The 15,384-nt window shown below is 74.7% G+C and carries 14 protein-coding genes; 9 read left to right on the top strand and 5 right to left on the bottom strand.

The window, feature by feature from the left end; genetic code table 11:
• The first annotated feature begins 81 nt into the window (after nt 1–81).
• The 3 genes from ABZ801_RS27550 (at nt 82) to dnaE (ending at nt 4,404) form a co-directional block, all read left to right on the top strand.
• Complete coding sequence (locus ABZ801_RS27550) at nt 82–372, top strand: hypothetical protein (RefSeq protein ID WP_360702979.1); 291 nt, start codon at nt 82–84, stop codon at nt 370–372.
• 162 nt (nt 373–534) lie between these two features.
• Complete coding sequence (locus ABZ801_RS27545; protein ID WP_344952759.1) at nt 535–810, top strand: DUF6504 family protein; 276 nt, start codon at nt 535–537, stop codon at nt 808–810.
• A 12-nt stretch (nt 811–822) separates the two neighbouring features.
• Nucleotides 823–4,404 (top strand): DNA polymerase III subunit alpha, encoded by a 3,582-nt coding sequence (gene dnaE, locus ABZ801_RS27540; protein ID WP_360702975.1) that lies wholly within the window; start codon nt 823–825, stop codon nt 4,402–4,404.
• A gap of 165 nt (nt 4,405–4,569) precedes the next feature.
• On the opposite strand, the gene ABZ801_RS27535 is transcribed toward dnaE, so the two are convergent.
• From ABZ801_RS27535 to ABZ801_RS27520, 4 genes are all read right to left on the bottom strand, one after another.
• A complete protein-coding gene (locus ABZ801_RS27535) occupies nt 4,570–5,247 on the bottom strand; it encodes a DUF4328 domain-containing protein (protein WP_344952755.1) in 678 nt (225 codons plus the stop codon).
• 97 nt (nt 5,248–5,344) lie between these two features.
• Complete coding sequence (locus tag ABZ801_RS27530) at nt 5,345–5,632, bottom strand: hypothetical protein (protein ID WP_344952753.1); 288 nt, start codon at nt 5,630–5,632, stop codon at nt 5,345–5,347.
• A 130-nt stretch (nt 5,633–5,762) separates the two neighbouring features.
• A complete protein-coding gene (locus ABZ801_RS27525) occupies nt 5,763–6,410 on the bottom strand; it encodes a response regulator transcription factor (RefSeq protein ID WP_344952751.1) in 648 nt (215 codons plus the stop codon).
• On the bottom strand, nt 6,407–7,711 hold the full coding sequence (locus ABZ801_RS27520) for a histidine kinase (RefSeq protein ID WP_360702972.1): 1,305 nt from the start codon (nt 7,709–7,711) through the stop codon (nt 6,407–6,409). The genes ABZ801_RS27525 and ABZ801_RS27520 overlap by 4 nt, the downstream gene beginning before the upstream one ends.
• A 120-nt stretch (nt 7,712–7,831) precedes the next feature.
• On the opposite strand from ABZ801_RS27520, the gene ABZ801_RS27515 reads away from it, so the two are divergent.
• The 6 genes from ABZ801_RS27515 to ABZ801_RS27490 all read left to right on the top strand — a co-directional run bounded on the left by ABZ801_RS27515 (nt 7,832) and on the right by ABZ801_RS27490 (nt 12,927).
• Nucleotides 7,832–8,005 carry a hypothetical protein gene (locus ABZ801_RS27515; protein ID WP_344952748.1) on the top strand — a complete coding sequence of 58 codons (174 nt, stop codon included), beginning with the start codon at nt 7,832–7,834 and terminating at the stop codon, nt 8,003–8,005.
• Nucleotides 8,002–8,679, top strand: coding sequence for an ABC transporter ATP-binding protein (locus tag ABZ801_RS27510; RefSeq protein ID WP_344952746.1), 678 nt, complete (start codon nt 8,002–8,004; stop codon nt 8,677–8,679). The genes ABZ801_RS27515 and ABZ801_RS27510 overlap by 4 nt, the downstream gene beginning before the upstream one ends.
• Nucleotides 8,679–10,730, top strand: a complete 2,052-nt coding sequence (locus ABZ801_RS27505; protein ID WP_360702967.1) for an FtsX-like permease family protein — start codon at nt 8,679–8,681, stop codon at nt 10,728–10,730. The genes ABZ801_RS27510 and ABZ801_RS27505 overlap by 1 nt, the downstream gene beginning before the upstream one ends.
• Nucleotides 10,731–10,784: 54 nt before the next feature.
• Entirely contained in the window at nt 10,785–11,609 is an 825-nt protein-coding gene (locus ABZ801_RS27500) for a maleylpyruvate isomerase family mycothiol-dependent enzyme (protein ID WP_360702964.1), read from the top strand.
• Nucleotides 11,610–11,795: 186 nt separating this feature from the next.
• Nucleotides 11,796–12,035 carry a hypothetical protein gene (locus ABZ801_RS27495; RefSeq protein ID WP_360702962.1) on the top strand — a complete coding sequence of 80 codons (240 nt, stop codon included), beginning with the start codon at nt 11,796–11,798 and terminating at the stop codon, nt 12,033–12,035.
• Between the two features lie 82 nt (nt 12,036–12,117).
• Complete coding sequence (locus tag ABZ801_RS27490; RefSeq protein WP_360702959.1) at nt 12,118–12,927, top strand: methyltransferase domain-containing protein; 810 nt, start codon at nt 12,118–12,120, stop codon at nt 12,925–12,927.
• Nucleotides 12,928–12,932: 5 nt separating this feature from the next.
• On the opposite strand, the gene ABZ801_RS27485 is transcribed toward ABZ801_RS27490, so the two are convergent.
• A complete protein-coding gene (locus ABZ801_RS27485; protein WP_360702956.1) occupies nt 12,933–15,281 on the bottom strand; it encodes a hypothetical protein in 2,349 nt (782 codons plus the stop codon).
• Between the last annotated feature and the right edge of the window lie 103 nt (nt 15,282–15,384).

Raw genomic sequence — 15,384 nt, 5'->3', positions numbered from 1 at the left:
CCGTCGCCGGACATCCTGGGAGTAGTTACCGAAGGTCGCCGTCCGGGCGCTCAGCGTCGCCGTACGGCGGTCACTCTTACGGTGAGGCGGCTGATCGCGGTGTCCGTTGTCGACGCGCAGAAGATCGCCGAGGTGCGGCGGCATCACCTCGCGGCACTGGCGTACGAGGTCGAGGCGCGCGGGCTGCGCTGGCGGCTGGCCGCGCCCGAGGAGTCGGTGCTGTGCGTGCTGAACCCGGTGTCCCGGCAGCGCGCCATGGTCGTGGCCACGCCCGCCGGAGACGGCTGGTCCTATCTGTGGACGGGCGGCGGCATCGCCCCCGTGAGCCAGGTCGCCGAGGTCGCCGACCAGCTGGTGCGCCTGCTGGTCTGACGCTCTGACCTGCACTTTCGTGCGGGCGGCCGGGTGGCGGCCGCCCGCTTTCGCCTTGCCGGACGGTCCCCGGCTTCCCTAGACTTGTCACGAACAAGTGTTCGAACAAGCCGCATGCCTTCCCCCGTGCGGTCATCGCTTTTCTACAGGCGGGGGAGGGGAATGACGCGGGTATTCGGCGACCCGGTCGAGGTCTGGGTGTCCGACGGGCGCCCGGTCCGGTTCGTCTGGCGGGGACGGCTCTACACCGTACGGCGGATCCTGGAGCACTGGGTCACGACGCGGGACTGGTGGCGCGAGCAGCAGCCGGAGGCGGAGGTGACCGGCGAACGGGAGTTCTGGCGGGTCGAGGCGACCCCGGACCGGGAGATCGGCGTGTACGAGCTGCGTTACGACGCGGCCGCCGGCGACTGGATGCTGTCCCGGGTGTGGGACTGAAGGCGGCGCGCCGTGCACCTGCATGTCGCCTCCGCCTACTCCCTCCGGTACGGGACGGCCCCGCCGCGGGCGCTGGCCGCCCGCGCGGCCGGCCTGGGCATGCGCACCCTGGCCCTGACCGACCGCGACGGCCTGTACGGCGCGGTCAAGCACGTGCTGGCCTGCCGGGACGCGGGCGTCAGGCCGGTGCTCGGCGTCGACCTCGCCGTCACCGCCCCGGAGGGCCGGGCGTCCGGCGCGCGGCCCGCGCCGGACGCCCGGCGCCCGCGCCGTCCCGCCGAGCCCGCGCACCGGGTCGTCGTGCTGGCCGACGGGCGCCGCGGCTGGGCGTCGCTGTGCCGCCTGGTCAGCGCCGCCCACGCCCGCGGCGAGCGCACCAGACCGGTCGCCACCCGGGAGATGGTCGGCGAGCACGCCGACGGGCTGGTCGTGCTGCTCGGCCCCGCCTCCGACGTGGGACAGGCCGTCGCCGAACGCGACCACGACCTGGCCGCGGCCCGGCTGGCGGCCTGGCGCGCCACGGCCGAGACGGTCATCGAGATCGTCGACCACCAGGGGCCCGGCGACGGGTTCCGCGCCGCGCGGATGCTCGCCCTGGCCCGGGAGGCCGGGGTCCCGGCGGTGCTCGGCAACGCCGTCCGCTACCTGGACAAGGCCGACCATCCCGTCGCGCAGGTGCTGGACGCGGCGCGGCGGCTCGTCCCGCTGCACCGCCGCCACCTCGACGACACCACCGGCCAGTCCTACCTCAAGCCGATCCCGGAGATGCGGCGCGTCGCCGAGCTGGCCTGCGGCGCGGGCGCCGCCGACGAGCTGATGGCCGCCACGCTGCGGCTCGGCGAACGCTGCGCCCTGGACTCGCCCGCCGACCTCGGCATGGGCGCCCTGCACCTGCCCGACGTCGACGGCGACGCCCACGCGATGCTGGTCGCCCGGTGCCATGACGGCCTGGCCCGCCGCGGCCTGGAGCACTCCGCGCGGGCCGCCGCCCGGCTGGCCGACGAGCTCGGGGTCATCGCCCGCAAGGGCCTGGCCGCCTACTTCCTCACCGTCGCCGACGCCGCTGCCCTCATCCGCGGCCGCGGCATCCGCTGCGCCATCCGCGGCTCGGGCGCCGGCAGCCTGGTCAACTACCTGCTGGGCATCGGCGACCTGGACCCGCTGCGGCACGACCTGCTGATGGAGCGGTTCCTGGCCGACAGCCGCCCCGGCCTGCCCGACATCGACCTGGACGTGGAGTCGGCGCGGCGCCTGGAGGCCTACGAGGCGCTGTTCGACCGGTTCGGCCGCGACAACGTGGCGTGCGTGTCGATGATGGAGACCTACCGGGCCCGCAGCGCCATCCGCGACGTGGGCAACGCGGTCGGCCTGCCCCCGCAGGAGATCGACGCCATCGCCAAGGCGTTCCCGCACATCCGCGCCCGCCAGATCCGCGCCGCCCTGAACGACCTGCCCGAACTGCGCCAGAGCAACCTGTCCCAGGGCCGCCTGGAGGTGCTGTTCCGGATCGCCGAACGGCTCGACGGGCTGCCCCGGCACATCGCCATGCACCCCTGCGGCGTCCTGCTGTCGAACGGCACGCTGCGCGACCGCAGCCCCATCGAGACCAGCATGCTCGGCTTCCCCATGAGCCAGTTCGACAAGGAGGACGTCGAGGAGATGGGGATGCTCAAGCTCGACGTCATCGGGGTGCGCATGCAGTCGGCGATGGCCCACGCGGTCGCCGAGATCGCCCGCGTGGAGGGCGCCGAGATCGACCTGGAGGCCGTGCCGCGCGACGACCCCGCCACCTACGAGCTGATCCGCACCTCCCGCACGCTCGGCTGCTTCCAGATCGAGTCGCCGGGCCAGCGCGAGCTGCTCGGCAAGCTGCAGCCGCGGAACCTGGACGACCTGGTCATCGACATCTCGCTGTTCCGGCCCGGCCCGGTCAACTCCGACATGGTCACGCCGTTCCTGGAGGCCCGGCACGGCCGCCGCGCCCCGTCCTACCCGCACCCCGACCTGGCCGGCGCGCTGCGCGAGAGCCAGGGCGTGGTGGTGTTCCACGAGCAGGTGCTGCGCGTGCTGGACGTCATGACCGGGTGCGGCCTGTCGGAGGCCGAGGCGGTACGGCGCGCGCTCGGCGACGAGGAGGGGCAGCGCGAGGCGGCGGTGTGGTTCCGCGCGGCCGCCCTGGCCCGCGGCTACGACGAGACGACCGTCGAACGGGTCTGGCGGACGCTCACCGCGTTCGGCGCGTTCGGCTTCTGCAAGGCGCACGCCGCCTCGTTCGCCCTGCCCACCTACCAGTCGGCCTGGCTGAAACGCCACCACACGGCCGCGTTCTACGCCGGGGTGCTCACCCACGACCCCGGCATGTATCCCAAGCGCGCCATCCTCGACGACGCCCGCCACTTCGGCGTCCCGATCCTGCCGCTGGACGTCAACCGCTCGGCCGCCGACTGGCACGTCGAACCGGTCTCCCAGGGCGGCCGGCACGACGGCTACGGAATCCGCGTCGCGTTGAGCGAGGTCAGGGGGATCAGCGCGGCCGAGGTGTCGCGCATCGTCGAACGCCGCCCCTACGACTCCCTCGGCGACTTCTGGCGCCGCGCCAAGGTGTCCCGTCCCACCGCCGAACGGCTCGTCCTCGCCGGGGCCTTCGACGCCCTCTACGACCTGCGCCCGCCCGTCGCCGCGCCCGCGCCCGCGGCCGCCGTCAACGGAAGCGGCGGCGGGAGGGCGTCGGCCGTCGCCGGCGCGGCCGTGTTCATGCCGGCCGGTGACCGCGCGCTGGGCGGGCCCGCCCCGGCCGGGCGGCGCCCCGCCGCGTTGAACCGGCGGGACCTGCTGTGCCGCGTCGGGGCGCTGGACCGGGCGACGTCGCGTCCCCCCGACGGGCTGATCGAGGGGCAGCTGCCGCTCGGCCACGACCGGACCGAGGGCGGGCTCGGCGTCGTCGAGCACATCCCGGTGGGGCAGCTGCCGGACATGACGCCCGCCGAGGTGGTCGAGGCCGAGCTGGACATCCTCGGCATGGACGTGAGCCGGCACGTGCTGAGCTTCTACGACGAGATGCTGCACGGGCTGGGCGTCGTCCGGTCCCGCGAGCTGGCCGCCCGCCCGCACGGCGACGACGTGCTGGTCGCCGGCGTCAAGGTGGCCACGCAGACGCCCGCCGTGCGGTCCGGCCAGCGGATCATCTTCGCCACGCTCGACGACGCCACCGGCCCCGTCGACCTCACCTTCTTCGAGTCCGTGCAGGACCGCTGCGCCGCGATCGTGTTCAGCTCGTGGCTGCTGGTGGTGCGCGGCCGCGTCCGCCGGGCCCAGGGCGGCCGGCAACCGGCGTCGCTGACCGCCTACGCCTGCTGGGACCTGGTCGGCCTGTTCGAGGCGTGGCAGCGCGGCGGCCCCGCCGCCGTCCGCGCGGCCATGGCCCGCGAGGGACGGGACGTCGCCTCCTCGCGCTCGGTCGGCCGCCGCATCGTCTACGCCAACGGCTTCGCCCTGTCCCCGTACGCCGACATCGGCCACGCGGGCGGCGACGTCAAACGTCCCCCCGCCCGCCTCTGGCATGCCAGCGGCGGCAGCTCCGGCCCCACGCTATGACCAGGGGGGACGACCCCCTTCAACCCCCCGCGGCTGACCGGCATCCCTTCACTCCGCTGCGCTCCGTTACGGGTGGCGTCTTTCCCCTGGGGGGACGACCCCCCTTCAACCCCCCGCGGCTGACCGGCATCCCTTCACTCCGCTGCGCTCCGTTACGGGTGCCGGTCAGCTGGCTTCCAACTGCAGCCGGGTGATGTGGAAGACGGTGGCCATGCAGAGGGCGGCGGCGAGGGCCTGGCAGGCGGCCGCGGCGACGCCGACGTGCACGTAGAAGCGCGCCTCGGCCAGCGTGTGGACGCTGCCGCCGGAGAAGACGCGGGCCAGCCCGACGCCGAACAGCACCAGCGCCCACCAGGCCGTCACGACCAGGGCGACGGAGTGCCGTTCGGCGGGCCGCATGCGGCGGCTGCCCGTCCACACGTCGTACACGACCCGCGGCGGCAGCCACAGGTTGACCACGGGGGTGACCCAGCCGAACAGCACCCAGGCGCGGCGGTACCGGTGCGGGCCCGCCGACTGCCGGTGCGCCCGCCACAGCCAGGCCAGGTACAGCAGGCCGGTGATCCCGGCCAGGACCGCGCAGACGACGAACACGTCGGTGTAGGGCGCCAGCGCCCGTCCGGTGGCGGCGGGGTCGTAGGTGTCGTGCGTGGCGATCCGCAGCGGATCCTCCAGCCGCACCAGGCTCAGCCCGCAGCCGAGAGCGACGAACGCGTTGAAGCCGAGCAGCATGAACACGGCCATGCCGATCGCGCGGAAGTCGCGGCGCCGGGCCCAGGCGCCGCAGGCCGGGCACCGGGGGACCTCCGTCGGGATGATGTCGCCGCACAGCGCACACGGCATGATCCACCTCCGTGGACTTTGCGCTCTCCTGGACGGATACTACGAAGGTTTGACAAACGCCGCCCGGTGAAGGTTCACCGCATCCGTGCCCGGCCGGTCACGGCGGCAGGACCAGTGCCGTCCCGGCGAGCGCGGTGACCAGCGTGAGGGCGAGCCAGGCGGCCAGGCGGGGCAGGGCGCCCTGGTGGGTGAGCCGTTCGGGCCGCAGCCCGGTGACCGCGGCCAGGGCCCACCACTGCGCGGCGGCCGCCACGGTGACGTGCAGAGCGCCGAAGCCGGCCATCGAGGCGCCCAGCACCAGGCCCGGCAGGGTCAGGCCGTGCGCCAGCAGCGCGGCGCGGCGGGCCGTGCCCGACAGGCCGCGGCGCAGGCCCACGGCGATCACGGCCCACCCGGCGGCGGTGGCCAGCCACAGCGCCAGGACGACGTCCGGTACGCCGTTCAGCGACTCCGGTCCCAGCGTCGTTCCCTTCCTCTGCCGTCTCGTCGTGTGCGGGTCGTGCGTCGTGCGCCCCTCAGCGCATCAGGCCGGACTCCCAGGCCCAGACGGCGATCTCGGTGCGGTTGCGGGCGTCCAGCTTGCGCTGGACGCTGCTCAGGTGGGTCTTCACCGTCGACAGCGACACGAACAGCTCCCGGGCGATCTCGTCGTTGGTGCGGCCGCGCGCCACCAGGCGGACGACGTCCAGTTCGCGTTCGGTGAGGCCGTCGCGGACGGGACGCGGCTCGGCGGGCGGGACGGCCAGGTGCTCCAGCAGCCGGACGGTGACCGACGGCGACACCAGCGCCTCCCCGTTGGCGGCGGCCCGCACGGCCTCCACCAGCAGGGCGGGGCCGCTGTCCTTCAGCAGGAACCCGACCGCGCCGCCGCGCAGCGCCCCGTAGACGTACTCGTCCATGTCGAACGTCGTGACGATCACCACGCGCAGGGGTTCGGCGACGTCCGGTCCGGCCAGCAGGCGGGTCGCCGCCAGCCCGTCCATTCTGGGCATCCGGATGTCGAACAGGCACACGTCGGGCCGCAGCCGCCGGGCCTGCGCCACGGCCGCCGCGCCGTCGGCCGCCTCGCCCACCACCTGCATGTCGGGCTGCGAATCGATGATCATCCGGAATCCGGTCCGGACCATCTCCTGGTCGTCGGCGATCAGTACACGGATGGTCACGCGCTCGATTCTCGCAGCACCCGGGCGTCCGGAAGGACCGCCACCAGTTCCCAGCCGCCCTCGGGGCGGCGTCCGGCGCGCATCCGGCCGCCCAGCGTCTCGACGCGTTCGGACAGGCCGACCAGCCCGAACCCGCTCGACGGCAGGCGCCGTCCGCGCCCCTGACCGTTGTCGCGCACGCTGACCTCGATGCCGTCCGGCACCCGGACGATCTCGACCCTGACCTCCGTCGCGTCCGCCGCGTGCTTGCGGGTGTTGGTCAGCGCCTCCTGGACGATGCGGTGCACCGACGTGGCGATCTCGGGCGGCAGGTCGCCCAGGCCGGGGTCGACGCTGAGCGCGGCGGGCAGGTCGGTGAACCCCGCGACCAGCTCCTCCACCTGGGTCAGGTCCGCGATGGGGCGGGTTGCCGAGCCGCCGCGCCCCGGCCGTCCGGCGGACGGCCGGTTCCGGCTGAACGAGCCGCCCAGGCCCGGTGCGCCCGCCTCCGCCGACGCGCCGTCCGCGTCCGGCGCCGCGTGACCGGTGTGCTGGGCGTCCCGCAGCAGGCCCACCATGCGGCGCATCGACGTCAGCGCCTCGGTCCCGGCCTTCTCGATCCCGGCGAAGGTGGCGTCGAGCTGCCCGGGGGTCTGCGCCGCCCCCGACTGCGCCGCGAACCGGGCGGCCTGCGCCTGCACGACGATCCCGGTGATGTGATGGGCGACGAAGTCGTGCAGGTCGCGGGCGAGTTCGAGGCGTTCGTCACGGCGCGCGTCCAGCACCGCCCGGGCCCGACGGGCGTCCAGCGCCCGCAGGTACAACCCGGCGCCGATGGCGACGGCCACCAGCACGGCCATCGGCGCGGCCGACACCAGCAGGGCGATCGGCGTGGGCAGCGACGCCAGCTTCAGCACCGACACCCGGGCGATGACCGTCGCGGCCATCAGCGCGGTCGCCGGGACGAGCCGGTCGCGCCGGGTGCGCCACACCACCCGGACCGTGAGCGCCAGCAGCGCGAAGGCCTCCACGAGCAGGCTCGGCTGGTGGACGCCGTCGGGATGGGCGGCCAGCAGCGCGGTGGTCGCCGCCGACAGGCTCACCGCGATCACCGTCCAGCCGGTGGTGAACCGGGTGGGCAGCGTCGCGAACATGACGACGGCGGCGACGGCGATCGTCCACAGGTCCATCAGGGGATAGGACGGGTGGGTGGAGACCAGGCAGAGCAGCAGGAAGAACCCGGCCATGCTCCCGGCCATGACGCGGGCCAGGCAGCCGCCGACCCAGTGCACGCGCTCCAGCAGCGACCCCGGTTCCCTCATGGGCACGCAGGTTACGACCTCGGCGGTACGGACGGATCGACCATTCGGCCGATGCCGCCCCGTACAGGACCGAACCGGCGTCCGATGTGACGAACGGCTCCCTTCTCGCACGCTGGAGGCATGAACGCGATGACCTTCATCTACCTGCCGGTGGCGGCGTCGTTCGGGGCCTTCGTCGTCTACGGCGGCATCGTCATGCCCGCCCGCGAGATCGCCGACTCGGTCCGCCACCGCCGCCGCCAGACCCGGCCGCAGGACGCCGGCGTCGTCCGGGACGGCAGGGCCGTGGCGTGAACGAACCGGTCCTCGTCGGGGACGGCCTGGTCAAACGCTTCGGCCCCACGGTCGCGCTGGACGGCGTCGGCCTGGCGGTCGGCCGGGCCGAGACGGTGGCGATCATGGGGCCGAGCGGCTCGGGCAAGTCCACCCTTCTGCACTGCCTCGCCGGGATCATGAAACCGGACGCGGGGCAGGTGCGGCTGCTCGGGCAGCGCGTCGACACGCTCGGGGAGCGGCGCCGCAGCGAGCTGCGCCGCACCCGGTTCGGGTTCGTGTTCCAGTTCGGGCAACTGCTGCCGGAGCTGCCCGCCGTGGAGAACGTGGCGCTGCCGCTCATGCTCGGCGGCACGCCCCGGCGGGAGGCGGTGACCGCGTCCCGCGCCTGGTTCGGCCCGCTCGGCCTGGCCGGGATGGAGGGCCGCCGCCCGGGTGAGCTGTCCGGCGGGCAGGCGCAGCGGGTGGCGATCGCCCGCGCCCTGGTGACGCGCCCCGCCGTCGTGTTCGCCGACGAGCCGACGGGGGCGCTCGACCAGCGCACCGGGTACGAGACGATGCGGCTGCTGGTGGAGGCCACCCGGCAGAACGACGCCTCGCTCGTCCTGGTCACCCACGACCCGAACGTGGCGCGCTGGTGCGACCGCACCGTGGAGGTCCGCGACGGCCGCCTGCTGACCGCCGGAGCGGTGTGATGCCGGCGACGTTGGGACTCGCCTGGCGGCTGCTGCGCGGCGGCGGCCGCCGGGGCATGCTCGGCGCCCTGCTCACCCTCGCCGCCGTGGCCGTGTCGACCGGGCTGCTGCTGTTCGCCGTCGGCGCCAACCACGCCTTCGCGCAACGCGCCGACGCCGACGCCTGGCGGCACCCCGCCGAGACGTCCCCGCAGAAGGCGACGGCCGTGCAGGCGCTGTCCACCGACTATGTCCGCGACCGGCCCGTCACCATCGTCGACCTGGCCGCGCTGAACGACCGCGCGCCCGTGCCGCCCGGCATGCGGCGCTTCCCGCGTCCCGGCGAGGTGTGGGCGTCCCCGGCGCTGGCCGACCTGATGAGACGGATGCCGCCCGACCAGCTCGCCGCCCGGTTCCCGGGACGGACGCCGTCCGGTGTCCTCGGCCGGGACGCGCTCGTCCACCCTGACGAACTGGTCGCCGTGGTCGGACGCGCCCCCGGCGACCCCGCGATGACCGCCGACCGTGGCGACCGGTTCGGCAGGGAGACCGTCGCGTCGCCGAAGCGCGTCGACCGTTACGCCTCCGGGGCGGTGTCGACGGTGCCGCAGGTGTACCAGGTGCTCGTCGCCATCGCGTCGGTGCTGATGGTCGTGCCGCTGCTGGTGTTCGGCGGCGCCGCCGCCCGCCTCACCGTCGCGCGCCGCGACCAGCGGCTGGCCGCGCTGCGCCTGGTCGGCGCCACTCCCGGGCAGGTCGTCGCCGTCACCGTCGCCGAGGCGGTGCTGACGGCGCTGGCCGGGGCCGTCGCCGGGACACTGCTGTACGCCGCGTCCGTCCCCGCGCTGACCCGGCTCACGATCGGCGGCGGAGACTGGTTCGCCGGTGACCTGTGGCCGGACGCGGCGTGGCTGGGCGCGGTGCTGGCGGCGGTGCCCGTGCTCGTCGGGGTCAGCGCCGTCGTGGGACTGCGCCGTGTGGTGGTCAGCCCGCTCGGCGTCGCCCGGCGCGAGACCCCGCCGGCGCTGCGGGCGGTGCGCGGCCTGCTGCTCGTCGTGGTGCTCGTCGGGTTCGGCGCGGTGAGCGGCAGTCTCACCGGCATGGGCCGCGTCGGGCTGGTCGTGCTGCTGGTGTTCGTGACGCTGGCCTTCCTCGCGATCAACCTGGTGGGGCCGTGGGTGGTGGCGCTGATCGGCCGCCTCACCGTCGCGACCGCCCGCCGCCCCGCCCGGCTGCTGGCGGGACGGCGCCTGGTCGACGATCCCCGCGCCACCTGGCGCACCGTCGCCGGGGTCGCGCTGACCGGCTTCATCGCGGGCTTCCTGTGCCTGCTCAACCCGACGCAGGCCGACCTGGCCGAAGGACCGCCGAACCGGCTGGAACTGGTCGTCCCGCAGGCACGGTCGGCGGCCGTGGCCGCGCAGGTGCGCGACCGGCTCGCCGGGACGTCCGCGCAGGTCACCGTGCGGAGCGCCGAGCTGCCCGGGAACGACGGGCCCTCCGGGAACGACGGACCCTCCGGGAACGACGGGCCGGCGGGGAGCGCCGCGCCGTCCCGCATCGACGTCGTGGCCGCCACGGTGCCCGGCGGCGCGGCCGCCGTCGACCGCGCCCGCACCGCGCTGACCGGAGTGGTGCCCGGAAGGCCCGCCACCACTCCGGCCGACGACGCGCCCGCCCGCCACCTGCTGGCCGACCTGCGCACCGGAGCGCTGGTCGTGCTGACGGTGTCGTTCCTCATCGCGATGACCAGCGCCGGGATCACCGGGGCGTCCGCCGTGCTGGACCGCCGCCAGACCTACGCCATGCTGCGCCTGGCGGGCACGCCGCTGCCGGTGCTGGACCGGGCGCGCCGCCAGGAGACGCTCATCCCGCTCGTCGTCATGGGCGGCGGCTCCCTGCTGACCGGCATGTTCTTCGCGCTGCCGTTCGCGGCGGGCGTCGGGACCGCCGGTGCGCTGACGCTGCTGGCGTTCGTGGCGCTCGGCTTCGCCGGGATCTTCGGCGCGAGCGCGCTGAGCCGTCCCCTGCTGCGCTCGGTCACCACCGACCCGGCACCTCGCCCCGACTGACACGGCCGGAAATGCGCGTGCGTCGCCGGTGCCGCACCCGCAAGACTCGGACGTGTGACCGACTTCTCCTGGCTGGGACGGCCCATCGACGCACGGCACCTGTTCGCGCCCGAACGGCGTGCCCTCCTGACCCTGCTGCGGGATCTGGACCCGGCCGGCTGGGCACGCGAGGCCGTGCCCGGCTGGACGGTCAAGGACGTCGCCGCGCACCTGCTCGGCGACGACTACGGCCGCCTGGCGCACGACCGCGACGGCCACCAGAGTCACCGGACCGCGCCCGAGCCCAGCGAGACGTTCGAGGCGTTCATCCACCGGATCAACCAGCAGTGGGTGGACGCCGCCGACCGGCTCAGCACCCGCTCCCTCGTCGAGACGCTGGAGATGACCGGACGGCAGATCGCCGACCTGTGGCAGCGGTCCGACCCGCACGGGTCGAGCCGGGCGGTGAGCTGGGCCGGAGCCGACCCGGCCCCGCTGTGGCTGGACTGCGCCCGCGACTACACCGAGTACTGGACGCACCGGCAGCAGATCCGGCTGGCGGTGGGCCTGGAGGACGAGCGTCCGCCCGAGCCTCTGCTCGACACCTTCATGCGGGCGCTGCCGCACACGCTGCGGGACGTCGCGGCGGACGAGGGCACGCAGGTCCAGGTGCGCGTCGACGGCCTGGGCGCGTGGACGGCGACCGCCATCGCCGAAGGCTGGTCGCTGGCCCCGCCGCCGTCGGCCGCTCCCGCCGCCGTCGTCCATCTGGACCCGGTCACCGCGTGGCGGCTGTGCGTGCGGATGGTCCAGCCCGACGTGGCCGTGGCGCGTGCCCGGATGGAGGGCGACACGCGGCTCGGCGCCGCCGCCTGCCGCATCCTGTCCATCATCCGCTGACGGGGCGTCCACGGCTCGAACGTGCGTTCGGGAAATGTCGGCGGCGGTCGGTAGGTTCAGGTGTGTCAGCCGGGTGAGCAGGGAATACACGTCGAACCTCTGGGCTTGCGACGTACGTATGCACCTGTGACGCCCATTGGCGCGTGGCTTGCTCGACCCTCCGGGCAGCAGGAAGGGGAAGTGGCAGTGAGCGAACCGGCCCGCACGTTCCATCTCACCCACCCGTGGCTGTACGGCCCCGCCGAACGAACCCTGATCGAGCCCTGGCTGACCACGTTGTCCGGCCTGGTGCTCAACGCCTACGACGAGGTGGAGGAGCCCGTCGTCGTCCCGGTGCCGAGCGAGCCCGAGACCGTGCGGGTGCTCGTCCCGACCCGCCTGCTCCGTCCCGAGGAGTACGCGCTGGTGGAGCCCGTGGCCGCCTGACAGATTCTCAAATATCAAGACACATTTCTCATAATGTGAGCAAGCGGTCTAGGGTGGGGCCTCCGACGACGCAGGAGGCTCCATGTCCGCACGAGGCACCTACACGCATGGGCACCACCAGACCGTGCTGAGCTCCCACCGGTGGCGCACGGTCGAGAACTCGGCCGCCTACCTGGTGGAGCACCTTCGTCCCGGATCCCGCGTGCTGGACGTGGGCTGCGGCCCCGGCACCATCACCGTCGGCATGGCCGAGCTGGTGGCGCCCGGCCACGTCACCGGGCTGGACGCCGCCGAGCAGGTACTGCGGGACGCCGGCCGGTTCGCCGAGGAACGCCGGGCCGGCAACGTGACCTTCGTGACCGGCGACGTCTGCGCGCTCGCCTTCCCCGACGACACGTTCGACGTCGTCCACGCCCACCAGGTGCTGCAGCACCTCGACGACCCGGTGCGCGCGCTGCGCGAGATGCGGCGGGTGTGCCGGCCCGGCGGCGTCGTGGCCGCCCGCGACGCCGACTTCGGCACCATGGCCTGGTACCCCGAGCCGCCCGGCATGGACGCCTGGCTGCCCGTCTACTACAGGGTGGCGCGCGGCAACGGCGGCGAGCCGGACGCCGGGCGGCGCCTGGTGTCCTGGGCCCGGGAGGCGGGCCTCACCGACATCACCGCCACCGCGTCCAGCTGGTGCTTCGCGACCCCCGAGGAACGCCGGTGGTGGAGCGAGTCGTGGGGCGGGCGCATGGTCCGCTCATCGGTCGCCGACACCGCCGTCTCACACGGCCATGCCACCCGCGACGACCTGCGACGCGTCCACCAGGGCTGGCAGGAGTGGGCCGCCGCCGAGGACGGCTGGTTCGCCGTCACCCACGGCGAGATCGTCTGCCGCGTCGGCTGACCGGTTCATGCCGGGCGGCGGCGCGGCGTCATGACCCGGCCGATCGCCTTGCGGGCCACGGCGAACGCCGCCGACACCGCCGGATCGGGATGGTTCCTGCCCTTGCGCCAGTACCGCTGGGCGAGCCTGCGGTTGCCGGTCGAGGCGTAGACGCGGCCGAGATGCGCGTACGCGGACCCGACCATATCGGGTGACGCGGCGTCGGAGGCGATGACCCGGTGCAGGGCGTCCTCGGCGTCCTCCGGCGGCTGGACCAGGCACCCGAGATGGAACGCCGCCTCCACCGCCACCGCCGGATCGTCCGACCCGAGCGCCACCTCGTAGGCGTCGACGGCGGCGCGCATGTCGAGGAACCGCCCGGCCAGCCCGCCGAGCACCAGCGCCGCGCGCGGCGCGTGCTCGGGATGGCCGATATCGATGACGCGCTGGAAGGCCCGCGCCGCCGACACCGCCGAGAACCGCTGCGAATGGACGACGCCGACCTCGTACCAGGCCCGCGACGCCACGTCCGCGTCACCGAGTTCGGCCGCCAGCTCCCACAGCGCCAGGGCCGACAGCCCGTCGCCGCAGATCTCGCTGTCGAGCACACCGAGGTTGAAGGCGATCCGCGCCGCCTCGGCGCCGCCGCGCTGGACGTGGCCGAGGCACGCGTCGCGGACCCGCTCGACGAGATCGTCCCGTCCGGCCCGGCACAGGAACCGGGCCGCGGGCACGACGGCCTCGGCCACCCCTTCCTCGGTGACCTCGGCGGCGGAATCGGCCTCGAAGACCCCGACGCAGGCGTCCACGAACCGGTGCCGTTCGGCGGCGTCCTCGGCGAGCGCCGCGAGCTTGGTCGCCGCCAGCACGGCGTAGCGGGGCGCGCGCCCGGCCAGCGCGGCGAGGTAGGCCGGCACGGCCGCCTCCGGCTCGCCGGCGTGCTCGGCGATCAGCCCGGCGCAGTAGGCCGCCCACTCGCGCGTCGGGCTGGCGGCCTCGGCCATCAGATGCCGCATCAGCGGTTCGACGCCCGGTATCGCCCACGGCCCGCCCGGCCGCATCCCGTCCCCGATCGCCACGGCGATCAGGTGGGCGGCCTGGCGGGTCACCGGGTCGGCGCTGTTCAGCACCTCGGCGAACAGGCGGGCGGCGTGGTCGTCGTCCCGGCGGGCGATCGCGAACTGCGCCTCCAGGACGTGCGCCTGCGCCACGTCCTGGGGCTGCAGCCCGACCGGATGCCGCCTGGCCTCGGCCAGCAGTGCGACGGCCGTCTCCTCGTCGCCCCGCGCCAGCCGCACCCGGGCCAGCTGCAGCTTCAGCCGGGGCGCGAACAGGTACTCGCGCTCGATCGCCTCGGTCAGCAGCCGCTCGGACTCGTCCAGCTCGCCCTTCATCACGAGCAGCACCGACAGCTCCACCACGGCGTCCGCCGTGTGGAACGGAGAGTCCCAGGCGATGATCCGTCTGAGCACGCGTTCCGCCTCGCCGGTCTCACCGGCGCGCCTGAGCAGCGCGACCAGCGCCAGCCCGTCGTAGGGCGCGCTCAGCGCGTCCCCCCACTCGAAGGCGATCCGCATCGCCTCGATGACGCCGGGCTCGTCGCCGAGACGTTCACGCAGCCCCGCCAGCTTGTGCGCGGCCCGCGCCGTCACCTCGCGGTGACCCGCGGCGACCGCCTTCTCCAGCAGGGCGCGGGCCTGGTCGGGGGCGTTGTCGCGGCACAGGCCGGCCAGCGCCAGCATCGCGCGCGGCGCGGTCGCGAAGTGGTCCTCGCGCAGGATCCGCTCCAGCGCGGCGCGCCCCGCCGGCACGTCGCCGTCCTCCAGGATCGCCTCGGCCAGGTACCAGCGGGCCACGGCCGCCGCGTCGGCGTCGTCGCCGCGGGCGGCCTGCCGCCAGGCCCGCCGCGCCAGCTCCGGGTCGCCGTGCCGGGCGAACCACGCCGCCTTGCCGATCGCCACCGCCTCCAGCGGCGTCACCTGCGCCAGCCGCTCGGCGCCCTCGTCCACCGTCGGCAGCGCGGGCAGCAGCACCCGGCCGACCTGGTCGGCGAGCGCGTACCGGCCCGGGCCGTCGGGGAGCAGCAACGCCGGTTCGGCGCACGCCTCGTCCAGCGCCTCGGCGAACTCCTCGCGCGTCAGCGCCGGACGCGGCCGCAGCGCGGACATGCGGCGCGCGGCCTGCGGATAGAGCCGGTCGGCCGGAACCGACGTGCCCGCCGCCTGCCACCAGTCGAACATCGCCATCACCGTGGCGTAGCAGGCGGGGCACTCGGTGAGGGCCGCGTCGAGCCGCCGCCTGAGCCTGCCCGCCAGTTCGAGCTCGTCCTCGTACTGCTGGAGCGGATCGCTCCACATGTCCCCGCCGGTTCCCATGGCAGCTCCTCGGAGAACGGACTGTAACCAGAGAGATGCTCTCCGCATCGACGCTACGCCGCGACGGGGGCTCGCGCGGCCAAACCGCGTGAATCGCACCCTC

It is taken from the genome of Actinomadura sp. NPDC047616 (assembly GCF_040642915.1).
Lineage (GTDB): Bacteria > Actinomycetota > Actinomycetes > Streptosporangiales > Streptosporangiaceae > Spirillospora > Spirillospora miaoliensis.
This window is presented reverse-complemented; position numbering and strand designations above follow the sequence as displayed.

Excerpts from the sequence above, each read along its gene's own strand:
- ABZ801_RS27545 (WP_344952759.1), top strand. The coding sequence starts at position 535 with ATGACGCGGGTATTCGGCGACCCGGTCGAGGTCTGGGTGTCCGACGGG.
- ABZ801_RS27535 (WP_344952755.1), bottom strand. The coding sequence starts at position 5,247 with ATGCCGTGTGCGCTGTGCGGCGACATCATCCCGACGGAGGTCCCCCGG.
- ABZ801_RS27520 (WP_360702972.1), bottom strand. The coding sequence starts at position 7,711 with ATGAGGGAACCGGGGTCGCTGCTGGAGCGCGTGCACTGGGTCGGCGGC.
- ABZ801_RS27515 (WP_344952748.1), top strand. The coding sequence starts at position 7,832 with ATGAACGCGATGACCTTCATCTACCTGCCGGTGGCGGCGTCGTTCGGG.
- ABZ801_RS27505 (WP_360702967.1), top strand. The coding sequence starts at position 8,679 with ATGCCGGCGACGTTGGGACTCGCCTGGCGGCTGCTGCGCGGCGGCGGC.
- ABZ801_RS27490 (WP_360702959.1), top strand. The coding sequence starts at position 12,118 with ATGTCCGCACGAGGCACCTACACGCATGGGCACCACCAGACCGTGCTG.
- ABZ801_RS27485 (WP_360702956.1), bottom strand. The coding sequence starts at position 15,281 with ATGGGAACCGGCGGGGACATGTGGAGCGATCCGCTCCAGCAGTACGAG.